This is a genomic window from Leptospira idonii, assembly GCF_004770995.1.
GTDB lineage: Bacteria > Spirochaetota > Leptospiria > Leptospirales > Leptospiraceae > Leptospira_A > Leptospira_A idonii.
Map to the genome: position 1 here is coordinate 235,383 of NZ_RQHW01000042.1, position 24,494 is coordinate 259,876.

Annotated in this window: 23 protein-coding genes; 11 read left to right on the top strand and 12 right to left on the bottom strand. The window is 42.5% G+C overall.

Going from position 1 to position 24,494, the window contains the following annotated elements:
• Positions 1 to 12: 12 nt before the first annotated feature.
• Positions 13 to 753 (bottom strand): SIR2 family NAD-dependent protein deacylase, encoded by a 741-nt coding sequence (locus EHS15_RS11580; protein ID WP_135760726.1) that lies wholly within the window; start codon positions 751 to 753, stop codon positions 13 to 15.
• 55 nt (positions 754 to 808) lie between these two features.
• On the opposite strand from EHS15_RS11580, the gene EHS15_RS11585 reads away from it, so the two are divergent.
• Entirely contained in the window at positions 809 to 1,981 is a 1,173-nt protein-coding gene (locus EHS15_RS11585; RefSeq protein WP_246052108.1) for an aminotransferase class I/II-fold pyridoxal phosphate-dependent enzyme, read from the top strand.
• A gap of 135 nt (positions 1,982 to 2,116) precedes the next feature.
• On the opposite strand, the gene EHS15_RS11590 is transcribed toward EHS15_RS11585, so the two are convergent.
• The 5 genes from EHS15_RS11590 to EHS15_RS11610 form a co-directional block, all read right to left on the bottom strand.
• Positions 2,117 to 2,698 (bottom strand): cytochrome c-type biogenesis protein CcmH, encoded by a 582-nt coding sequence (locus EHS15_RS11590; protein WP_425460643.1) that lies wholly within the window; start codon positions 2,696 to 2,698, stop codon positions 2,117 to 2,119.
• Positions 2,699 to 2,838: 140 nt separating this feature from the next.
• Positions 2,839 to 5,046, bottom strand: a complete 2,208-nt coding sequence (locus tag EHS15_RS11595) for a heme lyase CcmF/NrfE family subunit (RefSeq protein ID WP_135760727.1) — start codon at positions 5,044 to 5,046, stop codon at positions 2,839 to 2,841.
• A complete protein-coding gene (locus tag EHS15_RS11600) occupies positions 5,043 to 5,435 on the bottom strand; it encodes a cytochrome c maturation protein CcmE domain-containing protein (RefSeq protein WP_135760728.1) in 393 nt (130 codons plus the stop codon). The genes EHS15_RS11595 and EHS15_RS11600 overlap by 4 nt, the downstream gene beginning before the upstream one ends.
• A 261-nt stretch (positions 5,436 to 5,696) precedes the next feature.
• Positions 5,697 to 6,473 (bottom strand): YdcF family protein, encoded by a 777-nt coding sequence (locus EHS15_RS11605; RefSeq protein WP_135760729.1) that lies wholly within the window; start codon positions 6,471 to 6,473, stop codon positions 5,697 to 5,699.
• A gap of 71 nt (positions 6,474 to 6,544) precedes the next feature.
• Positions 6,545 to 6,928, bottom strand: coding sequence for a hypothetical protein (locus EHS15_RS11610; protein WP_135760730.1), 384 nt, complete (start codon positions 6,926 to 6,928; stop codon positions 6,545 to 6,547).
• Positions 6,929 to 7,085: 157 nt separating this feature from the next.
• On the opposite strand from EHS15_RS11610, the gene EHS15_RS11615 reads away from it, so the two are divergent.
• Both EHS15_RS11615 and EHS15_RS11620 read left to right on the top strand, forming a co-directional pair.
• Positions 7,086 to 8,054: an MBL fold metallo-hydrolase gene (locus tag EHS15_RS11615; protein ID WP_246052111.1), complete on the top strand. Its 969-nt coding sequence runs from the start codon at positions 7,086 to 7,088 to the stop codon at positions 8,052 to 8,054.
• Positions 8,055 to 8,106: 52 nt separating this feature from the next.
• Positions 8,107 to 9,570: a sodium:proton antiporter gene (locus EHS15_RS11620; protein ID WP_135760732.1), complete on the top strand. Its 1,464-nt coding sequence runs from the start codon at positions 8,107 to 8,109 to the stop codon at positions 9,568 to 9,570.
• 48 nt (positions 9,571 to 9,618) lie between these two features.
• Here the strand turns inward: EHS15_RS11620 and EHS15_RS11625 are convergent, their stop codons facing one another.
• Positions 9,619 to 10,611, bottom strand: a complete 993-nt coding sequence (locus EHS15_RS11625; protein WP_135760733.1) for a DUF368 domain-containing protein — start codon at positions 10,609 to 10,611, stop codon at positions 9,619 to 9,621.
• Between the two features lie 27 nt (positions 10,612 to 10,638).
• On the bottom strand, positions 10,639 to 11,718 hold the full coding sequence (locus EHS15_RS11630) for an MraY family glycosyltransferase (protein ID WP_167884218.1): 1,080 nt from the start codon (positions 11,716 to 11,718) through the stop codon (positions 10,639 to 10,641).
• Positions 11,719 to 11,796: 78 nt separating this feature from the next.
• Here EHS15_RS11630 and dapA point away from each other — a divergent pair, with 78 nt between their 5' ends.
• From dapA to EHS15_RS11650, 4 genes are read left to right on the top strand one after another with little or no spacing between them, the layout of a single operon-like run.
• The gene (gene dapA / locus EHS15_RS11635) at positions 11,797 to 12,681 is read left to right on the top strand and encodes a 4-hydroxy-tetrahydrodipicolinate synthase (RefSeq protein ID WP_135760735.1); all 885 of its coding nucleotides are present in this window, start codon (positions 11,797 to 11,799) and stop codon (positions 12,679 to 12,681) included.
• Positions 12,674 to 13,477, top strand: a complete 804-nt coding sequence (gene dapB / locus EHS15_RS11640) for a 4-hydroxy-tetrahydrodipicolinate reductase (protein ID WP_135760736.1) — start codon at positions 12,674 to 12,676, stop codon at positions 13,475 to 13,477. The genes dapA and dapB overlap by 8 nt, the downstream gene beginning before the upstream one ends.
• A gap of 2 nt (positions 13,478 to 13,479) precedes the next feature.
• Entirely contained in the window at positions 13,480 to 14,307 is an 828-nt protein-coding gene (gene cdaA, locus EHS15_RS11645; protein ID WP_135760737.1) for a diadenylate cyclase CdaA, read from the top strand.
• Positions 14,304 to 15,356 carry a CdaR family protein gene (locus EHS15_RS11650; RefSeq protein WP_135760738.1) on the top strand — a complete coding sequence of 351 codons (1,053 nt, stop codon included), beginning with the start codon at positions 14,304 to 14,306 and terminating at the stop codon, positions 15,354 to 15,356. Before cdaA ends, EHS15_RS11650 begins: the two co-directional genes overlap by 4 nt.
• Here EHS15_RS11650 and EHS15_RS11655 read toward each other — a convergent pair.
• Complete coding sequence (locus EHS15_RS11655; RefSeq protein WP_135760739.1) at positions 15,340 to 16,230, bottom strand: alpha/beta fold hydrolase; 891 nt, start codon at positions 16,228 to 16,230, stop codon at positions 15,340 to 15,342. The two genes, EHS15_RS11650 and EHS15_RS11655, sit on opposite strands and share 17 nt — an antisense overlap.
• Positions 16,231 to 16,356: 126 nt before the next feature.
• Here EHS15_RS11655 and EHS15_RS11660 point away from each other — a divergent pair, with 126 nt between their 5' ends.
• Together EHS15_RS11660 and EHS15_RS11665 are read left to right on the top strand one after the other, a co-directional pair.
• Positions 16,357 to 16,761, top strand: a complete 405-nt coding sequence (locus EHS15_RS11660) for a DUF4332 domain-containing protein (protein ID WP_135760740.1) — start codon at positions 16,357 to 16,359, stop codon at positions 16,759 to 16,761.
• Positions 16,762 to 16,828: 67 nt separating this feature from the next.
• Complete coding sequence (locus tag EHS15_RS11665; RefSeq protein WP_135760741.1) at positions 16,829 to 19,396, top strand: adenylate/guanylate cyclase domain-containing protein; 2,568 nt, start codon at positions 16,829 to 16,831, stop codon at positions 19,394 to 19,396.
• A gap of 39 nt (positions 19,397 to 19,435) precedes the next feature.
• Here the strand turns inward: EHS15_RS11665 and fliF are convergent, their stop codons facing one another.
• On the bottom strand, positions 19,436 to 21,136 hold the full coding sequence (gene fliF / locus EHS15_RS11670) for a flagellar basal-body MS-ring/collar protein FliF (protein WP_135760742.1): 1,701 nt from the start codon (positions 21,134 to 21,136) through the stop codon (positions 19,436 to 19,438).
• 94 nt (positions 21,137 to 21,230) lie between these two features.
• Positions 21,231 to 22,391 carry an LIC_13076 family protein gene (locus tag EHS15_RS11675; RefSeq protein WP_135760743.1) on the bottom strand — a complete coding sequence of 387 codons (1,161 nt, stop codon included), beginning with the start codon at positions 22,389 to 22,391 and terminating at the stop codon, positions 21,231 to 21,233.
• Positions 22,392 to 22,517: 126 nt separating this feature from the next.
• On the opposite strand from EHS15_RS11675, the gene EHS15_RS11680 reads away from it, so the two are divergent.
• Both EHS15_RS11680 and EHS15_RS19405 read left to right on the top strand, forming a co-directional pair.
• Positions 22,518 to 23,450, top strand: coding sequence for an MBL fold metallo-hydrolase (locus tag EHS15_RS11680; RefSeq protein ID WP_135760744.1), 933 nt, complete (start codon positions 22,518 to 22,520; stop codon positions 23,448 to 23,450).
• The gene (locus EHS15_RS19405) at positions 23,447 to 23,893 is read left to right on the top strand and encodes a hypothetical protein (protein WP_246052113.1); all 447 of its coding nucleotides are present in this window, start codon (positions 23,447 to 23,449) and stop codon (positions 23,891 to 23,893) included. Before EHS15_RS11680 ends, EHS15_RS19405 begins: the two co-directional genes overlap by 4 nt.
• A 3-nt stretch (positions 23,894 to 23,896) precedes the next feature.
• Here the strand turns inward: EHS15_RS19405 and fliE are convergent, their stop codons facing one another.
• Positions 23,897 to 24,271 (bottom strand): flagellar hook-basal body complex protein FliE, encoded by a 375-nt coding sequence (gene fliE, locus EHS15_RS11690; RefSeq protein ID WP_135760745.1) that lies wholly within the window; start codon positions 24,269 to 24,271, stop codon positions 23,897 to 23,899.
• Positions 24,272 to 24,494: the final 223 nt, after the last annotated feature.

The window sequence follows — 24,494 nt, forward strand, 5'->3', positions numbered from 1 at the left end:
GATTTCGCTGCCTTATTTGGATTCGTAAATATCGTAGAAGAATTTCGGTAGTATCTCTCCTGATTTTCCTTGCAGACAATAGTCTACGGAACCGGAAAGAGAGGTGGTTTCAGGATTGATTTCAATGCTCAATGCGCCCCTTCGAATCGCTTCTTCAGCCATAGAGGCTGGGACGGAAACGTTGGCACTTGTTCCTATGATTAAAATCACTTCCGATCTGGATGCAATCTCGTAACAGGATTGCAGAAGAGTAGTGTCATACATTTCGCCAAACCAGAGTATATGTGGTCGAAGAGGTGAATCGCATTTACGGCAGAAAGAATCTCTCCCTGATGTTTCAATCGGTCTTAGATCTTCGCATTTAGTGCATCTGGTTGTGAAAATATTTCCGTGTATTTGTTTGAGTTGTTTCGAGCCTGCTCGAACATGCAATCCGTCTACATTTTGAGTGATGAGATGAAAAGAAGTCGCATGTGATTCCCATTTTGCAAGAGTTAGGTGTCCGGGATTCGGCTCCGCTTTCAAACATAGATCCCGTCTCCAATCGTACCATTCCCAAACCAAGTTCGGGTTTTTAGAAAAGGCTTCCGGGGTTGCTAATTCCTCCGCTTTGTAATTTTTCCAAAAACCGCCGGCACCTCGAAAGGTAGGAATTCCGCTTTCTTGAGAAATCCCCGCGCCCGTAATGGCAGTGATGTTTTTTGAACTGCGGATCTTTTCCAAAGCCGCCGGAGGGAGAGAAGGAATGTTCATCTAAAAGGAAGATTTCCGAACTTGCCAGAAAAAGAAATCGGAAAAATAGATCTAAATGACATTTTGGGATCAGATGACAAGTCACTGGCAGGAAATCAGCGCCGAATTGGAAAAGATTCGAACCAAGAATCTTTATCGCCAATGTAAAGTTAGCTCAGGGATCGATTTTTGTTCTAACGATTATTTAGGACTGGCGAAAAGCGGTCTATTAAAAGAAAAAATGAAGGAAAATCTTTCCCAAGATACGCTTGGTTCCACTGCTGCCCGATTGATCAAGGGACACAGGCAGTCTATGGAGGATTGGGAAAGGAAATTCTCAGAATTTGTAGGTGCGGGAGCTTCTCTGAGTTTGGCGAACGGATATGTGGCCAATATGGGTCTTATCGATACGATCGCAGATTCCAGAACGGCCGTGTTCACGGATAGGTTGAACCATGCTTCCATTTTGGATGGCATTCGGATATCGGGTGCGATTAAAAAATACTATGATCATTTGGATCTGGATCATCTCGAGGAACAAGTTTCCAAATGGGATAGAGATCCTGCTTCCCCCGGCAAAAGAAAAAAAATCATAGTCAGCGAAACTCTTTTCAGTATGGACGGAGACAAACCCGATATACGGCGATTAGTCGAGATTAAGAAAAAATACGATTGTGTTTTGATTTTGGACGAAGCTCATTCTTTCGGAGTTTTCGGAAAAGAGGGAAGGGGGATGTGTTTCGAAGATCTTTCCCGGGAAGAAATGGATTCCATCGAGTACAGAGTGTACACATTGGGAAAGTCTCTCGGGTTAGAAGGAGGGATCATCGCCACTACCGAACTAGGCAGGGAACATTTGGTGAATCGAATGCGTCCTTTTATTTTTAGTACCGCACCCATGCCTATGATTTTTACTACTGCTTCGGACAGCTTGGATCTGATTCGAGATATGGAGAAAGAAAGAGAACACCTTCTCCGTATAGCTTCGATTTTGCGAGATGGCCTGGCTCGGGAAGGTTTTTCCGTTTCTTCTACCGTTTCACAGATCGTTCCTATTTTGATGGATACGGAAGAAGAGGCTCTTTATTATTCTGCGGAATTGAGAAAGATAGGATTCGATGTGATTGCGATCCGTCCGCCTACAGTACCGACTCCTCGTTTGCGGGTGAGTTTGAATGCTTTGTTAACGGAAAAAGAGGTCCTTCGTTTGATTGAAGCCTTGGTTGTGGTAAGAAGGGCAAAAAGGTGAAAAGAAATTAATTTTTTTAAAATCGCTCTGGCAAATTCCACTTCGTTGTGTTATGAGCTAATTGGATTGTGAGGGACCCACGAGCCACTCCCCCCGCCCAATTAGGGATGGGGGACTTTACCCTATGAGACATAATTATTCTTCCGAGTTCTCCCATTTGCGAATCTTTTCTTTGATCTCGTTTGTGTCTGAGGTTGAGGATTGATTGGCTGCCCGTGAGGATTCTGTTTTAGGTTTCCATCTTTGAAAGTAGAAATAGATTAATATCAGTCCGAGGACACCAATTCCAAGTAAGGTGACGTTGATCCAGGTGCTGTCCGGAGTGGCTAAAATTTTAGGTCCGAACCCGTAGACGATGGAGTTCACCATTCCTTGGTTTCCTTCTTCCGTAAAATGTTTCACTACAGAATCGTTTAGAATTTCTTCGCCAAATCCATGTTCCATTTTGGAGACGATATCATCTGCGCTCATTCCTTCTTTGATCCTATTTTCGATAAAGGTTTTTAAGTAACTGGAAGCTGTGCACATATTGAAAGAACAGGCTTGGATGGGAAGACTTGGCAGGCAGATACAACGTATTCTTCTTGTTGCTTCCAGAAAGATTTGCACTTGCTGAGGATCTTTTAAGGAAGTGGTGGTGGTTTGAGAAAGAAGATTGTTTATAGGAAGAAAAAATACTACAAACAAGAGTAAGACGATTTTTTGTTTTATTTTTATGGAAGACATGGATGGATATTTCTCCTTAGGACGACGAAAGGGATAGGAACGGAAATCCTTCCCCGGTCAGGGGAAGATTGGAGTGGATAGCCCGGCCCCCGAAGGGGGATTCGCCCAAACGGAACATCGATAAAATCATGTTAAACGATCGCCTTGGGTTTTTTAGATTTTTTCTCTCCAAAAGGGAGAAGTAGGAATAGTCCTGTTAGGAAATAGAGAAGTGATCCGATCCAGATGAGTTTTACGAGAGGGTTGATCCAGATTTCCAAGTTGGCTACTAGTTCCTGAGGGAATTGAAGAAAGAGTCGCAGCTTTTCTTGTTCGGAAGACCCTCCGAAGTAATAGTTCATAAACAGAAGGGGAAGGTCAGGGTTTTCGGAACTCATGTCCGCTTCTTCGATGGCACCTAACTGGATGTAGAAGTCTTCCTTCGGCATAGAAAGGATGGCTGGTTCACTTGTAGGAATATGCGTTTCGAAATCTCCTGTTAGGTGAGAGATTTGAGGATAGAACCTTCTTTCCGTGACTAGATCTGCGGCCTTATTGAGTCCTTTATGGATGGTGAAAGTTCCTTCTTGGGAAACAATCACATTCTGTATGTTCGGTTCTCCTTCCGCTCCTGAGATCAAAACAGGTTTGATTTTTAAGGTAACCGCTTCGATCTGGTATCCTCCTATGACGCTTTTGTCCAGAGAGGAATAGGAAACTTCTTCCGATGTAGGAGGATTCTTTTGGAAGAAAAATTTCACGGAAGTATTTTGTTTGAAAGCATTGCCCGCATAACCGATAAAAATGAGAACCAGTGAAAAATGTACCAGATAACCGCCATATCTTCTTTTGTTTTTTACGAGTAGATTGTATGCGGCAATCGGGTAGGACTCTTCAGGATTTTGTTCCTTTCTTGCGACGATGCCTCTGTAGTATTCTTGAATGATTCCTGCAATGGTGAAAACTCCCAAAGCAACAGTAAGAACTGAATACACTTCGGAAAGAATGTCTCCGTATTCGGAAGAGGCACGAGTGAAGTTTTGCGAGTAGAAGATAACGTAGAGAACGGCTCCTGCGATTCCTGCTAGAAAAGGTTTGAGTAAGGTTGCAAAAAATACGGAACTTGCCCCTTTTCTCCATGCGAGTAGAGGGGCTGCACCCATTAACAAGAGTAAGAAGATCCCCGCAGGCACTCCCCATGAATTGAACCAAGGAGCCTTGAATTCTTTTCCATAAAGGAGTGGAGAAAACACTCCCAAAAGAATGGCGGCAGTCGCCAGAACAAGTAGGAAGTTATTGAGTAAAAAACTTCCTTCTTTGGATGTGACCGCTTCTAAATTTCTTTCAGGCGCGAGTTCTTTTCTTCTATAGATGACGAATCCTGTAAAGAATACGAAACTGACTAGAATATATACGATAAAGGGAGTTCCTATGGTCGACTTAGAGAAGCTATGCGGTCCTTCCAAAACTCCCGATCTTGTGATCCATGTTCCCAAAAGGCTGAAGTGGTATGCTAATATGACCAAAATCATATTCCAGAATTTGAGCATTCCTCTTCTTTCTTGGATCACTACTGAGTGAACGAATGCGCTGGTAAGAAGCCAAGGCATAAGAGATGCGTTTTCTACGGGATCCCAAGCCCAGTATCCTCCCCAACCTAACTCTTCATAGGCCCATTTGGAACCGAGTAGGATTCCTGTTCCTAAAAAGAACCAGGAGAATAAAGTCCATTTACGGATGAATTTCATCCAGTCTTCCGAGAGTTGTCCCGAAACCAGTGCGGACATTGCGATTGCGAATGGGATGGAGATGCTCACATAACCGATGTAAAGTATGGGAGGATGGATGATCATCGCCCAATGTTGTAGTAGAGGATTGAGTCCTCTTCCCGCTGCGGCTTCCGGAATAAATTCGCGGAAAGGTTGTGCATCCGCATAAAATACGGCAAGGAAAGAAAAGAATGCGGACAAGCCGGCAAGGATTAAGTTCATTACGGGGATTCTATCCTGAATGGACTTTCTAGTTTGCCATAATACGATAAAGGTGAAAAGATTTAGAATTAAATTCCAAAATAACAACGATCCGGAAGAACCGGACCAAATCGATGTTACCTTATAAAATAAAGGCAGATGTTCGCTGGAATGCATGACCACATAATAATTGCTATAGTCAGAACGAACCAATTGGGTCATCAAGACGAAAAAGCTAAGTATGATGATCCAAGGATTTGCCATCAAGGACAGTCTTCCCAATTCGATGGACTTTCTGCTTTTGTGATAGATTCCTAAAGAAGTTTGGATGAGAGAGAAGATGCAAAGTGCAAGCGATGAGATGAGAAGGACGATCCCTAAATTATTCATTTTTCTTCTGCGTAACCTGCTTCGTATTTAGAAGCGCATTTTGCTTCCACATGGCTTGCTACTAAAATTCCTTTTTCCAGTTTCCCGTCTACTCGAGCTCTGGCACCTTCTTTGAAGGCATCCGGAAGTAGAGTGGCTCCCGTAAAATAAACAGGGACAGATTGATTGTCTAATTCCAGATGGAATTTGGCTTTTTTACCTTCACGAACCAGGCTGCCTGCTTTGACGAACCCTCTCACTCTGAGATTTTGATCGGAATAATTGGCTTGGTGTGCCGCTAATTCGGAAGCATCTAGCAATAAGTAAGAAGTTTCTTTGGAGGAGAAAAAGGCGATTCCAAAGAGAGAGACTGCGATAAGGCCCAAAAGTGTGATAAATTTACGATTCATATCCATTCATTAGACTAAACTCTAGCCTACTTTCAGGGTCACAGAAATGAAGAGGGGAGTCAAGTCGAACCCGACGATCAGGGTCAGAGGAGATTGGCAAAAAGGTGAACATTTCGGAAGAAAAAAACGGAAAATCGTGAAAACACTTTCCCAATCTGCGGATCTGTGTTAGGCGGGAAGGCGCGCTGCCCACGAGCCACTCCCCTCCACCCTAACTCGGGTGGGGGCGTTCGATCCGCATGCCGGATTATGTCTCTTCCGTTAGAGGTAGCCTTTGAACTCATAGGCCAGGATTCCGATCCATTCCTTGATGGCCATTGTGGAGATTTCCAAATAACCGGGGGAGGGAATCCATAAATCGAATGCGGCTGAGTCTGTGGAAAGGGATTTGAAATCCGTGGGGAAAGAGTAAAATTGAACTCTTTGTTTGCGAAAGCAGGCTGCCGCCCTGCGGAAATGGAAGGCGGATGTGACCAAAATCGTTTCTTTGATTCCCTCTGCGGCTAAGATGCGGGAAGTAAACAGTGCGTTTTCGTAGGTATTTTTGGAATCTCTCTCTATCAATATATCTTCTTTGGGAACTCCCAAATCAGTCATGACTTGTAATGCCAAATCAGCCTCTCTGTATTTGTCCGCAAACAAAACCCCCGATCCTCCCGTGAAAAGAATCTTTTTGGCTTTCCCTTTTTTATAAATGCGGACTGCATCCACCAAACGGTCGCTAGAGTCATTTAGTTCAGGCCTTCCCGGTATGGAAGATATGGTTTGGACCATACCTCCCAAAACGATGACTGCTTCCGAAGGAGGGACTGCTTCGATAGAGACGGGAGGGTATGGTTTTTCCAAACTTCGGATCAAAGTATTGGCTACAAAAAAATTGGAAAAGATCCCCAAAAAGAAAATGAGAATTGAGAGGATGAGTTTCGGACGAAACCCTCGGACAAACAGAATGGAAACAAAGGAGAGCAGGAAAAATAAAGGGAACGGAAAAATGAAAAGGGTCAAAATTTTGGATAAAGTGAAGAATAAATCGTTCATAAAATACCGGTTAGAGGGAGACTTTTAGGGATTTTCAACCATAAAGAAGAGGGGGGCGACTCAAGAGAGGGTTAAATCGCCATATCCGCTTCCCAGTATTTGGAAGGATGAGGATAGCGGACATTCACTCCTAGGAAATTGCTGGAGAACTTCCAGTCTCTGGAAATTTGTTTCCTAGCCTGGGAGATAGAATTTTGGTTTGGATCCGAAGGAATTTCCAATAAGGATTTATTGATTTCCACCCATTCTTTTAAGGCTTCCGGACGGGCGGATTTAAGATCGGCAATAAGAACTCTGAGCTCGATTTCAGCATCTTCTCTTTTGTCTCTTAAAAGGATGGCATCGTCCGAATTGGTGCCTAAAACATGTTCACTTCCTTCCGCAGAATCGACACAACTTCTCCAATTTGAGTAGGCATTAAGTAATTGCTGAGTTTCTTTGTACAGGCAGTGCATTTGGGAACCTCATATAAGAATTTAATGGAATCACAATGTTTGCAAGAATAAAATTTCAAAGGAAGAAACAATCGGTCTAATTGCCATGAGAATCATTTTCCTTCTCTTTCTTTTTTCAATTTTATGTATCTCAAATGGGTGTTCAACGGACAATACAATGACAAAACCTCATCATACAAAATCGGGATATAAAAATTTGAATCCCGACTTTAAGGACCATGGTTTCACCGACTTACTCAAATGGGTCAGTGGGCGATTTAGAAATGAACACAGCATTGATCCGGAAGATTACCCGGGTGCTTTTCCTGTATTGGACAATTCAGGAGAAGAACTTCGTAAAAATCAGACAAAACTTTCGGTAACTTGGGTCGGGCATGCTACCGCTCTCATTCAAATCGATGGAGTCAATATTTTAACCGATCCGATTTGGAGCGAACGTTGTTCGCCTGTTAGCTTTGCAGGTCCCAAACGATACACTCCACCTGGAATCAAAATGGAAAACCTTCCTAAAATTCACTTAGTTTTGATTTCCCATAACCACTACGATCATATGGATCTTTCCAGTTTACAAGAATTGGAAAAAAGATTTCAGCCTAAGTTTTTAGTGGGACTGGGCAACAAGGAATTCCTGTTAAATGAAGGTTTGAAGGATGTGGAAGAAATGGATTGGTGGGATGAAACTAAGATTTCAGGGATTCAAATCGCTTTCACTCCCACACAACACTTCAGCGGAAGAGGTTTAACCGATAAATTCCAAACTCTTTGGGGAAGTTTCGTTGTTTCTGGCAAAAAGGAAAAAGTGTATTTCGCGGGGGATACCGCTTATTACACCCACTTCCGGGAAATCGGAGCAAAATTCAAAGACATCGATGTAGCCATCCTGCCTGTGGGTGCCTTTGAGCCCCGTTGGTTTATGTCTTCTGTTCATGTGGATCCTGCCCAATCCGTTCAGTCTTTTGCGGACTTAAACGCAAAATATATGATTCCCATCCACTACGGGACCTTTGTTTTGTCGGATGAAAAACTGGATTCTGTGATTCCAGAGACCAAGTCGGCCTTTCGGGATCTAAACATCGATTTGAAAAGACTGATCGACCTAAAAATAGGTGAGTCTCGGTTTTTTTAGTTCCAGAACCTTTCGGTTTCGAACATGCTGACCAAAAAAAAGGATGGTGAGCATGTTTCGAAAGCTTCTCACATTGTTTGTATTTTTAGCCTGCATCGGTTTGTTTACAGTATCTGTTTCTGCAGATGATGTAAATCCGACAGTCGGGCCAACGGTTCAGGAAGACACAGGTCATTCCTCTCATGCAGCCGAGGCGCACGCAGAACTCCCGTATTGGTCTGTGCTTCCCTTCGTTGCCATTTTGCTTGCGATTGCGGTTCTTCCGATTGCTTCTCATGCGACAGAGCATTGGTGGGAAAATAACAATAATAAGTTGATTGTCGCATTAGGATTAGGTGCTATTTCTTTCGTTCTTCTCCTTATTTACGGAAGAGGACACGATATATTCCATACGGTAGTATTCGATTACATACCTTTTATCATCTTACTTGCTTCTCTTTTCTACATTTCAGGCGGTATCGTAATCAAAGGTGATATCCACGCATCTCCTTTAAACAATACTCTTTTTCTTTTGATCGGTGCTTCTCTTGCTTCCTTTATCGGAACAACAGGAGCTTCCATGCTTCTCATCAGACCTCTTTTGAAAACAAACAGTGAAAGAAAACATGTAGTTCACACTGTTGTGTTTTTTATCTTTTTGGTTTCCAATATCGGTGGTTCCCTCACTCCTCTTGGGGATCCTCCTCTTTTCCTTGGTTATTTGAAAGGAGTTCCGTTCACTTGGACTTTCGGGCTTCTTCCTGAAATGGTATTTGCGGCTGTTATACTTTTGGTTGTTTACTTCGTTTGGGATACGATCGCTTATAAAAAAGAATCAAAAGCTGATCTTAAGAAAGATGATAAACTTGCGACTCCTATCGACATCGACGGTCAAGTCAACTTCATCTGGTTACTCGGTGTGATTCTTTCTGTCGCTTTTTTGAACAGCAATTATATCCCTGCAATCGCAGAAAATCCTTTCTTGGGTTTCATCCGAGAAGCGGTTCTCATCGGTTTGATCGCTCTTTCCAAATTCACTTCTAAACCTGAGTTTAGAAAGGCGAACAACTTCACTTTGGGTCCGATCCAAGAAGTAGCCTATCTTTTCATCGGAATTTTCATCACTATGATTCCTGCACTTGTTCTTTTGGAAGCGCATGGAAAAGATTTGGGAATTCAAACAACATGGCAGTTCTTCTGGGCAACAGGAATTTTTTCATCCGTATTGGACAATGCGCCTACCTATTTGACTTTCGGGTCTCTTGCTTCCGGACTACTCACTCCTGATGGAGCGGCTCCTTTGACATTGGGTCAGTTCATCGGAAACCCTGCTGCGGAAGAGATTCTGAAGGCGATTTCTGTGGGTGCCGTATTTATGGGTGCGAATACTTATATCGGTAATGCACCTAACTTTATGGTGAAATCCGTTGCGGAAGAAAACAAAGTAAAAATGCCGTCTTTCGGTGGTTATTTGGCTTACTCTTTCGGAATTTTGATTCCTACTTTCATTCTAATCACTTTCATTTTCTTCCTCTAAGAAAAGAAAGAGTTTCCCGCTTGCGATCCGCAGGCGGGATATTTCTAATTAAGCGGAAGGTTTTTCCTCTTTTAATTTTTCCAATTGATTCAATCCGAATCCTAAAGCGACACCTAAAACAAGAGCCAGCCCAGGAATTACCGTTTCTCCTGCGGAAGTAGGTAGAATGTTTTTTGCTGTTGCGATTTGAATGTCCGTTTTCACTTCCCCGGATCTGCCAACGATGGTTTGTCCTTTAGAGTAGTCTTTGAAAGGCCAAAGGATAAAGAAAGATCCTAAGATGAGACCTAAAAGAAAGGTCATCGTATGGGATTTGTATTTTTTAAATAACCATTTTACGAAGTGGGTGAATAGAAGAAGTCCCAATAAACATCCGATTCCGAATGCTGCAAGGAAAACGATGGAATCTATGGCAAGTATGTTGGAAAGTTTTGCGATTACGATTTGGTATTCGCCTAATACTAACATGATGTAAGAGCCGGAAATACCGGGAAGAATCATCGCAGAGATGGCAATTGCTCCCGTTATGAATGCGATAAGAGGGTTTTCTGACCCTGCAGTATTTCCCATAAAAAAACTAGGGACTACTGTGAGTGCGATTCCCGGAATGAGAAACAACCAGATGAAAACACTGTGTCTATCCATCAATTTGTAAGGAACGGAAAGGGATGGAATGATAAGACCGATAAACAAAGCCAAGGTGGGTGCAGGATGATTTTGCAATAGGTATTGGATGAGTTTCGCTCCGGACACTACGGACAACATAAGTCCGAATCCTAAAAAAAGAAGAAACCAGAAGTCGATTCGCTTCATTTCTTCGGCAAATGCGGCGCGGCTTTCTTTGCCGAAAAGTCCGGTGATCAGTCCGATAGAAACTTTGACAGTTGTTAGATTTAAGGAAGTGATTGCTCCGATCAATCTATCGTATAGACCTAAAATCAAAGCGAAGGTTCCTCCGGAGACTCCCGGAATCAAGTTGGCAATTCCGATCAGGAAGCCGTTCAGGATGCAAAAGAGAATTTCTTTTTTTGTCAATGGCATAGACGAAAGAGTTTCTGATCGGATTTCTTAGGCAAGATTTTTTCTTCTAGCTGTGACAACGATGCGCAAGACGATATAAACGACAGTATAGCCTAAAATAAGAAGAATCAATAATTGGTTTTTAGAAAGGAATGTCGATTTTCCGGGCAAATCGATGAAATAAAAATAACATATCCCCGCTGGAAGATTGGCTAAGGTCATCCAAAAGCAGGTCCATTTTTTCCCCAGTTTTGTTTCCGTCAAATATTGGTATAGATGTTCCCTATGTGCCTGAAAGATATGTTTCTTTTCGTAACTTCTGATGAGGATCGTGATGATTCCGTCGATCCAGAATATAGGGAAAAGGTAAAAGAAGCTCGCTAATTCAAAGTTAGTTGTTTCTGGTTTTGTCCCCAAAACGGGAAGAGAAATCAAAAGAAATCCCAGCCCGAGAGATCCACTGTCTCCCATAAATAATTTTGCTTTTGGAAAATTATAATAAACGAAACCTGCCGCCGCTTGGAACAGACAAACGGTAACAAAGAATAAGGTTCCCCCGAACGCAAACTGTCCTGAATAAATGGTCCACCAAAACAAAGAAGAGTAAAACACTGTGCCGATCAGATACAAATCCAATCCGTCCATAAAATTGACCAAATTGATCATGAATACACCCAAAAAAGTGAGTAACACCACAGCAACCCAGAGATAGGGTATCTGAATCTCAAACAAAGATAAGTTAGGTGAAAGGAAAAAAGTCCAAAACCCTAGAAATCCCGCCTCTAAAAACAAACGTATCTTAGGTGAAAGTGAGTATAGATCGTCTAAAAAGCCGATGCACCCGAAAGCCAAAACTCCGGAAAGAAGATAGGGCAGTAGGTATCTCAGGTTTGCAGTATGTGCTTCGAATCCGAAACGTCCGTTTTCCCCCAAATAGGCGATTCCCAAAAGAAAGACCAGAAATAGGGGGAGAAAGATCATCCCTCCCGATTTTTTAGTCACCTCCGTATGCAGGCTTCTTTCGTTCGGCACATCCTTCACTCCGATGCGGGAGTGCACATAAAAACCGTGGAAAATCAGACTGAGAATGGCAGGTGAGATGCAAACTAGTAGGAAAAAGGGATCCATTTCCGCTAAGATCTGAGACTCGGGCGGTTTTGGCAGTTTTTTATTGCAAAAATCAGTCCCCATTCCAGTTTTAAATTTATGTTTCAGGGCGTATATACCGCTGTCATCACCCCCTTTCGCAACGGGAAAATCGATTACGAAAGTTATTTTAAAATCCTAGAAAACCAGATTTCTTCCGGAGTGGCCGGAGTCGTGCCTTGTGGAACCACAGGCGAGTCTCCCACACTTTCCTACGAAGAACATAAGGAACTAGTCCAAAAAACGGTTCAATTCGTAAATCGACGCATTCAAGTCATTGCAGGTACCGGAGCCAATTCTACGGAAGAGGCAATCGATCTTTCTGAAAGAGCTTGCAAGGACGGAGTGGACGGTCTTCTTTCCGTAAATCCATACTACAACAAACCTACACAAGAAGGTCTTTACCAACACTTCGCTAAAATTGCGGAGAGAGTGGATAAACCCATCATGTTGTACAACATTCCCGGAAGAACCGGAGTGAACCTTCTGCCCGAAACGGTTTTGCGTCTTTCCAAGTTGCCTCGCATTGCTTCCATCAAGGAAGCGACAGGGGATTTGGGGCAAATGGCGAAAGTGATTTCCATAACGGATCCCAACTTTCATCTGTTATCCGGGGATGATAACCTTACATTGCCGGTGCTTTCCATCGGTGGAAAAGGAGTCGTATCCGTAGTATCCAATCTTTTCCCAAGAGCTTGCGTGGATATGGTCTCTCTTTATATGAGAGGGGATCTTGCCGCCAGCCAAAAAATCTATTATAAACTTCTTCCTGTGTTCATCAATGCTTTCATCGAAACCAATCCCATTCCTATCAAAGCTGCTATGAGCTGGTTCGGTTATTGTGAAAATGAATTGAGACTTCCAATGACACAATTGTCTTCCGGTACCGCTGCGGATTCTTTCCGCAAAATCGTTTTTGATTTGAGAGAGGAAGGAATTGTCTAAGATCAAAGTCGGACTCATCGGAGCCAACGGAAGAATGGGCAAGGCCATCATACAGGTGCTTGCCGCTTCCCAGAGATCCGTATTGAGTGCGGCAGTGGTCAAGGAAGATTCCGTATATTCAGGATTCGATTCCGGAATTCACTCAGGGATCAAGGAAACAGGAATTATCTTTTCTTCCGATTTAGAAGAAGCATGCAAAAATTCTGATATTCTTATCGATTTCAGCGCTCACACAGGTTTTGCTAAAAATCTGGAAATTGCAGTTGCGAACAAAAAGCCGATCGTGATCGGTACTACGGGACTTAGCGATTCGGAAAAGAATCAAATCAAATCCGCCGCAATTTCCATCCCCATCGTTTTTTCTCCCAATATGTCCGTGGGAGTGAATCTTCTTTTTAAACTTACTGAAATCGCCGCCAAAGTTCTGCAAGACGGTTTTGATGTGGAAGTATTGGATATCCATCATCGTCACAAAAAAGATTCCCCTTCCGGAACGGCGCAACACCTAAAAGAAGTTTTGTTAAAGGCCTTGGAAAGAAAAGAAGAGAATGTGATTTACGGAAGGCACGGGATGTATCCCGAAAGAGACCCGAAAGAAATCGCAATGCATACGATGCGTGCGGGAGAAGTCATCGGAGACCACACTGTATTTTTCTTCAGTCCTGAAGAGAGAATCGAAATTTCCCATAAAGCGCAAGATCGCAAAACATTCGCAGTCGGTGCAGTGAAGGCGGCAGAGTTTCTCAAAGACAAAACGAAAGGTCTTTATAATATGTTCGACGTATTAGGAATCTGAGATTGGACTTTCTTCGCGGCTTATATATCATTCCTTGGAGTAAAAATTATCTCTCCATCAGTTTGGATATACTGATCGTTTCGTATCTTATCTACAAAACATATACGACTCTCCGCCGCACAAGAGGGATTCAACTTCTATTGGGAGTAGGGATCATTTGGATCTCCGGCAGTTTGGCCGAGTTTTTCGGTTTTGAACTTTTGGAATGGATCCTTACGAACATCCGTCCCGCTCTAGTATTCGCAATTATCGTTTTATTACAGCCGGAACTACGAAGAATCACGGGAGACTTTGCCCGCATTCGTCTCTTGCGTTTTTTCTTTTTAAAGCCTACTTTCGATTTGGATCCGATCGTCGATGCGGTTCGTTCCATGGCATCTCAAAAAGTAGGATCTCTGATCGTTCTAGTGAAAGACATCAGTTTGAAAGATATTTCCGAAAATGCCGTCAGCATAGATTCCGCAGTCAGCTCCGAACTTTTACAAACCATCTTCTTTAAGAATTCTCCTTTGCATGATGGAGCAGTCATCATCGAACAAAATAGAATCATCTCCGCAGCATCTTATCTTCCTATGAGTTCCAGCGTGGAGATTTCCACATTGGGTGCCAGACATAGATCCGCTCTCGGTCTTTCCGAAGAATCGGATGCCATTGTGATCGTCACATCCGAAGAAACAGGAGGAATCTCCGTTTGTTATGAAGGAGAGATGTTTCATCCTGTCAAACCTTTGGAACTCAGAGCGCTTGTGAACAACTTGATGACAGGTTCTAAAAAGAACAATAGGGAAGAGGATAAGAAGAAAAACAAAGAAGCAGGTGTGAGTTTATGATCCGTAAAATCCTGTTTAAAGCCTCCCGCAATTGGAAGGCGAAACTCATTTCTTTGTTCGTTGCTGTTTTCTTTTATATCAATCTTCAAAATTCGAAAATCCTAATCAAAACGATCAGCGTCCCCGTCGAATATCCTAAGTTAACCGGGAACCTTTCTTATAATAAGAATCCTGAAAAAACGATTCCCGTTCGAGTGGAAGGTTTGAAGGATGTGGTAAATTATTATTCCCAGTTTATGAAAGCCGTTGTTGATCCCGAAGATGTACAGATCGGAGTCACTGAGGTTCCTATCAAAAAAATCGTAGGGGTTCCCAGCGGAGTTAAGGTCACCAAACTTAAAAAAACGGTTCCCGTTGAGATTGAATCCAGAGGTTTGAAAGTGGTTCCCATCGAACCTAGTTTCGAAGGAAATCCTCCCGCTAATTTCGAAAAGCTGACTCAAATTCTCAGCCCTGCTAAAATTACCGTAAGTGGCAAACCGTATGAGTTGGAGAAGATCACAAAAATCGTTCTTCCTGAAATCTCTCTTACGGACAAAAGGGAACCTTTTGCGAAAACCGTTCGTATTCCTGATCTTCCCAAAGGGATCAGTGTTTTGGGTTCCAGAGATGTGACAGTTAATGTGAATATCATTCCCCTTTCTTATAAAACGGGAGAGCAGACTGCCGCAGGTATTCCTATCGTATGTTCCGGGTTAGATGGGAGGCTGGAAGCGGAACTTTCGGAAGAACAGGCGGCCATTCGTTATTTCTCCGTTAAACCCATCCGTTCCGCACAAATTTTGACGGGAATCGTAGCGCAAGTGCCTTGTAATTATATCTATGACCCGGTAAAAAATAAAATCATTCCTGAACTGCAGCCTCAGATCGCAAAAGTTAGAATCATTAAAAACAAAGATTTGAAAGGAATCGAAGTATTGCAGATCAATCCGGAGAAAATCGAAATTCGATATAAGGTGAAGGAAGGAACTCCTTCTCCCGGTGAGAATGTAGATCCGGGAGAAGAAGGAAGTGGATTAGAAGAGTGGTCTACTAATCCTTCGTCTTAAGAAAATCATAAATTTCTAAAAAGGATTCTTTCGGTGCTTCCCATTGAGGGTAGTGTCCTATTCTTTCCCATCGTACGATCTTTTTGTTTTTGATCGGGAGTCTTTCTACTTCTTCGATCAAATGTTTCCCGCTGACAGGGTCACTCTCTCCATTGATGAACAACAAAGGAACTTCCGTTTGCAGAAGAGCGTTCTTCCATCGATTTCCATGTTTTTTTCTTTCTGCAATGTATTTGAGAAGTTTATGGGGAATTTTGATCTCTGAAGGATAGGTTGCCAGTTTCCAAAGTGTCGCAATTTCTTTTTCGGAAGGTTTTGTGTCCGGTCCGAATACTGCACTGAGAGCCTTCCCGAATTTTTTCTCGTTGAACAGCTTAGCTAAGATCGCACCTAAAAAAGGTTTAGAAATTAGTTTTTGAATGAATGTGGGTTTGTGCAGTGCGGGAAACAATCCTCCGTTTAAGAAGACCGCTCCGTCTATCTCGTATTTTTTGTTTTCCAAGTTTCTTGCCAGAAGTTCTTGGCCTACGCTTACCGCATAATCGTGAAAAACGAATTTCACCCGTTTGAGGGCGTTTTTTTCGATGAAAGATTCTATAATATCTGTTTGTTCCATCAAAGTGTATTCATGTTTCAGCGGTTTGGAAGAATATCCGAAGCCTAAAAAATCAACTGCGAAAGTATTGAAGTGGCGGCTGAGTCCGCTGAAAATTCTGGAATAATCCCAGGAGGAAGTGGGAAATCCATGTAATAGAAGTAAGTTGTTTCCCCTTCCTTCCTGAATGTAAAAAATTTGTTGTTTATTGTGGTCAAAAAATTTTCCCGAGGCGAGCCATTCCGTTGCTGTTTTCGCTGAAAACGATGTATCTATCATATTAGATTAGTAGTTATACTGAAACTTACATAAAGTCAATGAATTTCCTATCGATAAAAAGTTGACAAAGTAAACTTATCTTTATCATTAAAGATCAAATAAATAAATCAGATAAGGTGTGTTAATATGGCTAAATTGGAAGACGTGGAAGGAATCGGTCCCAAGTATGCTTCTGCCTTGAGAAAGGCGGGTGTTCGATCCACAGGTGACTTCTTGAAAAAAGCGGCGAACCCTGCAGGAAGAAAGGAAATTGCTAAGAGTGCAGGCATTTCCGACAAATTGATTTTGGAATGGGCCAATCATGTGGATCTATTCCGAATCAAAGGTGTAGGTGAAGAGTATGCCGATCTTTTGGAAGAAGCAGGCGTAGACACAGTTGTGGAATTGGCTCAAAGAAAGGCGGCAAACCTCTTTGAAACATTGAAGACTGTGAATGAAAAGAAAAAACTAGTTCGTCAATTGCCCTCCGGTTCTAAAGTAGAAGATTGGATTGCCCAAGCTAAAAAATTACCTCGAATGCTGAATTATTGACTTTGAAAAAAGGGAAGGGCTAGAAGAAATTCTTGCCCTGCACATCCTTTTGATTCTTAGTCTATGTATGCTTTCTTATCCGTTGCAGTTCTTCGCAATTCCGGAAGGACCTGTCTCCAATTGGGACTATTTCTGGTACCAAATTCCTTACGGAGCCCCCGGAATCCTTACCTTTCTGGTGGGGATTTTTCTCAGTTATTTCTCCTTTCAAAAGTTTAGAAGCGGTTCCGAAGAAAATCGTCTCTTCCATGCGAACCTTACCATTTCCTTTATCAGTTTCGGTTTTGTGGGTCTCGTTCTCAGTTTAAGAGCATGGATTCAGGACGTAGAAGTACTAGTTTTTTGGAATGATATACTTTATTTTTTCGTAGCCCCTCTCGCTCCTTCCGCCTTTTACCTGGCCTATCATATGACGGGAAAAAAGAGCAAACTTTTGTTATACTATTCTTATATATGTTGGGCAGCGTCTTTCGTTTTGTATTTGGGCATTTTACTTGGAAAAGGTTTTGAGACGAATGTATTCGAATTTACTTTCGGAAAATATCCTAGAGGGAGCGCATTCATTCGTCCTTGGGGGATCTTGGCACCTTTGGGATATTTTTTCCTGATCCTTCCTTCCTTTATCAAACATTATTCCCATATCCGATCCAATTACCACCTTTCTTTGTTTCACGGTGTGAACCTTCTTTTTCTTCTGACTACTTCCAATGCTCCCAGTATCTTGGGGCTGAAGGTTTATCCTGGAGGGTTCTTCTTATTCATTCCTATGTTGCTTATCGCCTATGGAGTGTTCCGTTCGGATTTCTTCGATGTAAATCAGCTTTTGTTTCAGAAGAACGGTATGTTTTACTTCCTGTTCGGGCTTTTGTCTTTCGTTTTGATTTTCATTTCTTTCGGAGTCTCTTTCGGTCTTTCTCCTCTTTCTTATGAAGCGTCCAAATGGTATCCTTGGGGAATTCCTCCCGTCATCAGTGTGTTCGCTTCCGTCTTTCTCTCCATCATCGTAGCAGGGGCCAATCCTTCCGCAAGATTGAACCAGTTATGTGCATTCGCACTCATCCTTACTGGTTTTTATGTGATGCAGTCTGTTCCTTTGAAGTTGAACCTATCTTATGTGGTGCAGCTTCGCATTTCTCAGCTGACCTTTTTGGCGTTCGCATTTGCACCCAGCATTATGGTGCGTCTTGTTTTCGAAGCAATTGCTAAAAAGAATCCAAGCTGGCTGAAGTATGTGGACATTCTTTGTGTGATTGCTGCATTACTTTCTCCTTCTCCTTGGTTGTTCGTCGGTTTTTACGAATATCCCTGGTCAAGAGTGCATCATGGGGGTCCTGCAGAAGCCCTTATCGGATTCAACGGTTTCATCGCACTTGTTCTTATTCTGATCACATTTTTCAAACACAGGGAATATATCAACGGAGCCTCTCGTTGGATCATAGGTTCCTTTATGTTATCAGCCGTGTTGCTTTTGTTCGCTCTTCTTCCTTCTCATGGAATTCCTCTTTTCCCTTTGAGCGATTTTCAATTCGTTCCAGCGACAATTTTAGGTTATGCGGTCTTAAAACACGGAGCTCTTTCTTTGGAAGGAAGGACCATCCAGCTCAGTCAGAAACTGGCGAATTTGGGGCTTGTAACGATGGGAATCGCCGCCATTCTTTATTTCCCATTGATTCGAGATCATTACGGGATCGGAGAGTCCGCATTCCATTTGATGATGATCGTTCTTCCTCTCATTCTCTTCAATTATCTTGTGATCTACATCATGTCTCGTCCTTTGGCGGAAGAATTGGATATCAGTTATTTCCTTTTGGATCTGGAGAAACAAAAAGCGGATGAAGAAAGAGAAAAGGCTTTGATTGCTCAAGATAAAGCGGAAGAAGCCAGGGAAGAATCCGAAAAACTTTTGTTAAACATTCTTCCTTTGAAAGTGGCCCAGGAATTGAAAGACAAAGGTTCCGTTACTCCTGCCAGGTATGAGAACGTCACCGTTTTGTTCACTGATTTCAAAGGATTCACCAAAGTCGCAGAAGGTATGGAAGAACAAACATTGGTTGAAGAGCTGGATGCTTGTTTCACCCAATTCGATGAGATCATATTACGGAACAATTTGGAGAAACTGAAAACCATCGGGGATTCCTATATGTGTGCGGGAGGTCTTCCCGTATCTAACAGAACCAATGCGATCGATGCTTGTCTTGCTGCTTTGGAAGTGCAAAGTTTTATGAATCAGTTGAAGGAGATCAAGTCTGCTTTGAATCTTCCTTTTTGGGAATTGAGATTGGGAATTCATACCGGGCCTGTCGTCGCAGGAGTCGTAGGGCGGTTCAAATTCGCTTACGATATTTGGGGGGATACGGTGAATACCGCTTCTCGAATGGAGTCGGGAGGAGAAGCGGGTAAAATCAATATCTCTAAAGAAACCTACGAACTAGTGAAATATTTTTTTGTGACCGAATACAGGGGAAAAATCCACGGAAAGAACAAAGGCGATCTGGATATGTATTTCGTTCATCGCCTAAGACCTCGTTATTCGCAAGATGAGGATGGTAAGGCACCGAACCAAGTGTTCCGAGAAGTTTATTCTAAGTTACATGAAGGAGCTGTGGTTCGTTGGAAAAATCTGCCGGATTCGTAAATCCGGCGTAAGATGGTAAAAGGAGATTCGGTGGATAAATTAAGCTTGTTCTTCTTCCGCAAGCCAAGTGCGGAGTAACTGTGCGACATCTTCCGGTTTTTCTTTGGCAAGATTGATCGCATTTTCCAAAAGTTCCCGACGCAGTTTTTCGTCGAGGGAGAGCTCCACTTCGGCCCCCCCTTCGTCCATCACCCTGAGAGCGGCTTCTCTCATCATCTGTTGTTGAGCCGCCAACTCTTCTTCGCGAAGTCTTCTTCTTCTCGCCATCTCTTTTTTGATCGCTCTGTAGACAAGAACCGCTAGAATCAAAAGGATGAGTATGATGAGGGATGCGATAACCATGTTACGGATCGCTCTTTGTTTTTGGAATTCTTCATCTTCCAAACGGAACTGTTCCGTTCTGTCTTTAGGAATGGTGATGACGCTGATTTGGTCTCCTCTAGATCTGGTATAACCGATAGCGGCTTCCAAGTTTTTACGGATGAGTTTCAGATCGGATTCGGAAACGGGGATGTATTTTCTTTCATATCCTAATCCGTCTTCTCTTTCCTTCTTTTCCCAAACTCCGTCTACGACGACGGATAATCCTACTTTTTCAATTTTCCAAGGCTGACGTTTGATGTCTTTGACCCGTTTATTGAATTCATAGTTATTGATATTTTCATCTTTAGAATATTCTGCTTTTTGATAGTCAGTGTCTTTGTATCCTGGAGGAAGATTCGGTTCGGTTCCTGCGGGTCCGTCAGGAGTGAATCCTCTTCCTTTGAAAGCTTCTTTCGTTTCTTTGGAAGATACTTTTAAAGAGTAACCATCTACCAATTTTCTTTCCGAGTAAGGAGTGTCCGGATTATCCAACTCCGCAACCACGGGAAGAACTTCATTTTCCGTAAGGGATTCTTGGTCCCAGTTGAACATATATTCGAAACGTGTGATATCTACTCTGTCTTCACCGCCCAAATACCAGCGCAATGTGTTTCTGATATCGATGAGTCTTTTAACTCTTTCTTCTTCTTCAATGCGGAGTTTTTCTTGTACGATTCTGAGTTCTAATCTTTCTTTTTCCAAATCTTCTTCGAAGTCGGAGATGATCTTTCCGTCAGGATCCGCCACACTTACGTTCTCAGGCTTTAACTTAGGTACGGCGCGAGCCACCAAGTTTACGATCCCTTTCACTTCTTTTTTACTGAGTCCGTCTACTCCCGGACGAAAATGAAGGATAACACTTGCTTTAACAGGATACGCATTCGCTTCGAATAAATCCGCCTCGGGGATGGCGATGTTTACGTCCGCTTTTTCGATAGGACGAAGAGTCATTAATGATTTTTCAATCGCTCCTTTGAGCGCTCTGAACTTTTTGATGTCTTTGTCGAATTGGGTTTCCGTAAACTTTTCGATGTCGAAAAGTTCCCATCCACTTACGCCTGCAGGAATTAAATTCTCTTGCGCTAGTTTGGTGACGATCTCTTGTCTTTTGTCAGGATCCACAGTGATGAGGCTGGTATCGCTGGAACCGTAGCTGTATCCTAGAGCATCTAACTTTTTTGTGACCTCTGAAAAGTCCTTAGGGTCTAAATCTTTGAATAGGATGATCCTGTTTTTTGTGGAAGAGACATTCGATAGGATGACGATGGCGACGACGATGACCAATGCCACTCCGCCTAAGATCAATTTTTTGGTATTGTCTAATTTATTAAAAAGTTCCTTGATATTATCTAGAATTTTCTGTACTGCTTCGGGCATAGTAGGGGCCTCGTCCTGTTATGGGACATAATGAAGGGTCTATTGGAATTTGTACAAGTATTTTTCTGTGGTAGGTACCACAGATTTCCCCTCTTTAGATGGGTTTTCCCTCAGTATCCACTTTGATTCGGGTGTATCGGATGCGATCGATCTGCTGTTTTTCGATATTTCTGGTTTCTCCTGCCATTTCCAGGGTGATTGTCTCCAAACTGAACGATTTGATGTCCCCTTGGATCACTGTACCGTCATTCAATTGGATCATGGCCACCCTTTTCATATAAAAGGATTCTTCCTCCGGAACCTCTCTCGTTTCGGCTTCCACTACAGCAGTCTTATTTTCCTCTTCTTTCTTTTGGGCCAGAAGGGTTTTGTATAGATCTCTTTCCTCTTGCAGTTTTCTGTAATCCGCAAGGCTGGCAGAATCACAAGCATCCACTCGGATGGTTTTCGTTGTGATCGTAGTCAACGGAGCAAAGAAAATCGTATAGGCGAAATCCACGATCGTTGTCTTTTCTTCAAAACGATAAGACTGATTCGGGTCGGGGAAAAGTTCCTCCAGAGGAGTGTCTCCCATACGAATGCTTCCGTAGAGAATGAACCATTGTCTGTAAGCTCTGGACGCATAACATTGATCTTCTGCCGAGCTTAGGAATAAAGGCTTATTTTCATGAGGATTATGGATCTTGAGTTTCGTAGCTGTAATCGTGTTTTTTTGTTTTGGTTCCGCAGGATATAGACGAGAAAACAATTCTTTCGACTTACGAATGGAAGTAGAAATTTGTTTCTGCATATATTGAATTTCGGAAACGGTAAAATTAAGTTCGTTTCGCACGGCGCTTCTGGTGGAATCGGAAGAGATCGATTCGTTTTGAGGGAGAAGGGCAAGATATTCCAAGCCTGTTACATGCAATTTTTCTAATCTAACTTGTAAGAGGGGCAGTTCTCTATAGGCGAATAAAAAGGCTTCACCTTTCTCTCCTATCTGTTTTTTAAGAAGGTAATTTTCTTCCGCTTCCTGAATGGCGGTTTGGGAGAATCTTACGGAGATGATGGTTCTATAGGCTTCTTCCAGATATGTATCGTAAATGGGAAGTTTAAAAATGCTGTGAGAATAAGGGGAAACCAGTAGAGGATCAAGAGAGGTATTTTCGTATTTTTTCAGTTCTGGATTGGACTCTCTCAACTGATAGTTCTTATTTGCGGAACATTGAGCCAATGTAAAAAGCAGAAGTAAATTGAAGAAAACAATTCTCATGAAAATATAACCTTTTCTTCCGAAAGAGTAAAATAATCAGGAAAAAAATACAAATTCATTTTTAAGAATCTTGGGTAATTTCTAATTTCTCTTGAAGATTACGAATCCTGCCGTTACCTTAGAGTTGTGGATTCTATATATACGATCGATTGTCATTATGCGGACTTTGAAAAAGTCGCTTGCGCTTATCTTTTAGTGGAAAACGGACGAGGAACATTCGTAGAAGTCAACACTACACATGCACTCCCTCATCTTTTGGGAAAACTGAAGGAAGTAGGGCTTAAGCCGGAAGACGTGGATTATGTGATTGTGACCCATGTGCATTTGGATCATGCGGGAGGATCTTCCGCTCTTTTGCGGGTTTGCCCGAATGCTATCTTACTTGCACATCCTAAGACCGCCAAACATTTGATCCATCCTTCCCGATTGATCGAAAGCAGCACTTCCGTTTACGGAGAGGAAATGTTTCGTAAATTGTACGGCACTATAGATCCGGTTCAGGAATCCAGAATCCGTGTGATGGCAGACGGAGAAAGTTTGGAATGGGGAGATCGAAAATTTATCTTCCATTATACGAGAGGGCATGCGAATCATCATTTCTGCATATATGAATCCAAATCGAATTCGATTTTTACGGGAGATTCTTTCGGCATTTCTTATCCGGGTTTGGAGTTGGGAAAAAGGTTTATATTCCCCACCACGACTCCTACGGATTTCCATTATGAAGAAGCGGTTCGATCTCTAGACATCATCGTAAATACCGGAGCTAAAACCGCATATCTCACCCACTTCGATGGATTAGGTGATCTAAAAGGGCAATCGATTTATTTGAAACAAGGTTTGGATCTTTGTAAGGAAGCGATCGAAGGGGCAGGTGCGGTATCCGATCCTTCACTACTAACTTCTTATTTCGAGTCTAAGGTGAAAGATATGATCCAAACTTTAGCCGATCGACAAGGAGCAGATTTAACTTCCAAGGATTGGGAACTTTTAGAGATCGATGTGAATTTGAATGCGCAGGGATTGCTGTATTCTTATCGTAGGAATTCCGCCGCATGAATGTAATGAACGGATTTTTGTTTCGCATACTATTGTTATGTGTTATTATGTTTGTCAATTGCACCAGCGGCCTGCAAAGGAAACGAAACTCTTACGACCAAGAAGGGATTCATATCCATGTAAGTTGTAGCGAGTTTGAGGAAAGTTTTTATTATCCTACTCCTTTTTCCGAAAAAAAAGATCTGCTTCAAGTGTTTGCGGAACTTTCCCAGAAAGAAAATCCTTCCATGAGGTTTATCTCTACGAACAGAACGGAAGAGATCATGACCATCAACGGAGCCAGCAATTCCTGGAAAGAGGGTTGGGTGATCTATGTGAATGGAGAAAAAATCTCTCCTGTAGATTTGAAGTTAGGTGTTCGGGTAGGAAAAGAAGATAGGATCGAAATTAAACTGGAGAAGGTGGAACGCATCTTCGGACAACCTTCCGAAAATGCGAATTAAATTTTATCTTAACTGACTCAGTTCTCTGTAAGCTCTGATAAAGCCGTCTGACATCGTTTTTGCGAAAGTAAGGGAGATTCTCGCCTTTTCCGCTGCGATCATCACTTCATGAAGTTCCACTGAATTCGGATCGAATACGATCTTTTGGGTGAGTTCATCCGCTTCCACTTGTTGGTCGTTTACTTGTTCGAACGCTTTTTTGAGAGCATCTGCGAAAGTTCCTGCCACTTCATCCGGTGACTTTGCTTCGTTTGTTTTTCCGTAATGGCGGGAATCGGTTCGGTTCACTGCCACTTTGTCTCCGTTCGGAAGCAAAGAATAAGGTTTTGCACCTGATATATGATTTGATGAAAAAGAAGAAATAGATTCGATGCCCATAGGAATGCCCTCATAGGAATTATCGATGGATTTCCGATTTACTTGAGTAAAAAATTATGTCGGATTTACGGGAAAGTTTGTAGGAGTTCCTACAAAATGGGGCGAAAAAAGGGGAAATTTTGTGGTACCTACCCCCTTTCTTCTTAAATCTCTTCCCATTTTCATCCATAGCGGGGCTTTGTACAACCGATCTTACCGGGAAATGCCTCAGACACCGGGTTCG

What these genes read in the sequence shown, in the direction of transcription:
- EHS15_RS11580 (WP_135760726.1), bottom strand. Translation starts at nt 753, where the DNA reads ATGAACATTCCTTCTCTCCCTCCGGCGGCTTTGGAAAAGATCCGCAGT.
- EHS15_RS11585 (WP_246052108.1), top strand. Translation starts at nt 809, where the DNA reads ATGACATTTTGGGATCAGATGACAAGTCACTGGCAGGAAATCAGCGCC.
- EHS15_RS11595 (WP_135760727.1), bottom strand. Translation starts at nt 5,046, where the DNA reads ATGAATAATTTAGGGATCGTCCTTCTCATCTCATCGCTTGCACTTTGC.
- EHS15_RS11600 (WP_135760728.1), bottom strand. Translation starts at nt 5,435, where the DNA reads ATGAATCGTAAATTTATCACACTTTTGGGCCTTATCGCAGTCTCTCTC.
- EHS15_RS11605 (WP_135760729.1), bottom strand. Translation starts at nt 6,473, where the DNA reads ATGAACGATTTATTCTTCACTTTATCCAAAATTTTGACCCTTTTCATT.
- EHS15_RS11610 (WP_135760730.1), bottom strand. Translation starts at nt 6,928, where the DNA reads ATGCACTGCCTGTACAAAGAAACTCAGCAATTACTTAATGCCTACTCA.
- EHS15_RS11615 (WP_246052111.1), top strand. Translation starts at nt 7,086, where the DNA reads ATGACAAAACCTCATCATACAAAATCGGGATATAAAAATTTGAATCCC.
- EHS15_RS11620 (WP_135760732.1), top strand. Translation starts at nt 8,107, where the DNA reads ATGTTTCGAAAGCTTCTCACATTGTTTGTATTTTTAGCCTGCATCGGT.
- EHS15_RS11625 (WP_135760733.1), bottom strand. Translation starts at nt 10,611, where the DNA reads ATGCCATTGACAAAAAAAGAAATTCTCTTTTGCATCCTGAACGGCTTC.
- EHS15_RS11630 (WP_167884218.1), bottom strand. Translation starts at nt 11,718, where the DNA reads ATGGATCCCTTTTTCCTACTAGTTTGCATCTCACCTGCCATTCTCAGT.
- dapA (WP_135760735.1), top strand. Translation starts at nt 11,797, where the DNA reads ATGTTTCAGGGCGTATATACCGCTGTCATCACCCCCTTTCGCAACGGG.
- EHS15_RS11650 (WP_135760738.1), top strand. Translation starts at nt 14,304, where the DNA reads ATGATCCGTAAAATCCTGTTTAAAGCCTCCCGCAATTGGAAGGCGAAA.
- EHS15_RS11655 (WP_135760739.1), bottom strand. Translation starts at nt 16,230, where the DNA reads ATGATAGATACATCGTTTTCAGCGAAAACAGCAACGGAATGGCTCGCC.
- EHS15_RS11660 (WP_135760740.1), top strand. Translation starts at nt 16,357, where the DNA reads ATGGCTAAATTGGAAGACGTGGAAGGAATCGGTCCCAAGTATGCTTCT.
- EHS15_RS11665 (WP_135760741.1), top strand. Translation starts at nt 16,829, where the DNA reads ATGCTTTCTTATCCGTTGCAGTTCTTCGCAATTCCGGAAGGACCTGTC.
- fliF (WP_135760742.1), bottom strand. Translation starts at nt 21,136, where the DNA reads ATGCCCGAAGCAGTACAGAAAATTCTAGATAATATCAAGGAACTTTTT.
- EHS15_RS11675 (WP_135760743.1), bottom strand. Translation starts at nt 22,391, where the DNA reads ATGAGAATTGTTTTCTTCAATTTACTTCTGCTTTTTACATTGGCTCAA.
- EHS15_RS19405 (WP_246052113.1), top strand. Translation starts at nt 23,447, where the DNA reads ATGAATGTAATGAACGGATTTTTGTTTCGCATACTATTGTTATGTGTT.
- fliE (WP_135760745.1), bottom strand. Translation starts at nt 24,271, where the DNA reads ATGGGCATCGAATCTATTTCTTCTTTTTCATCAAATCATATATCAGGT.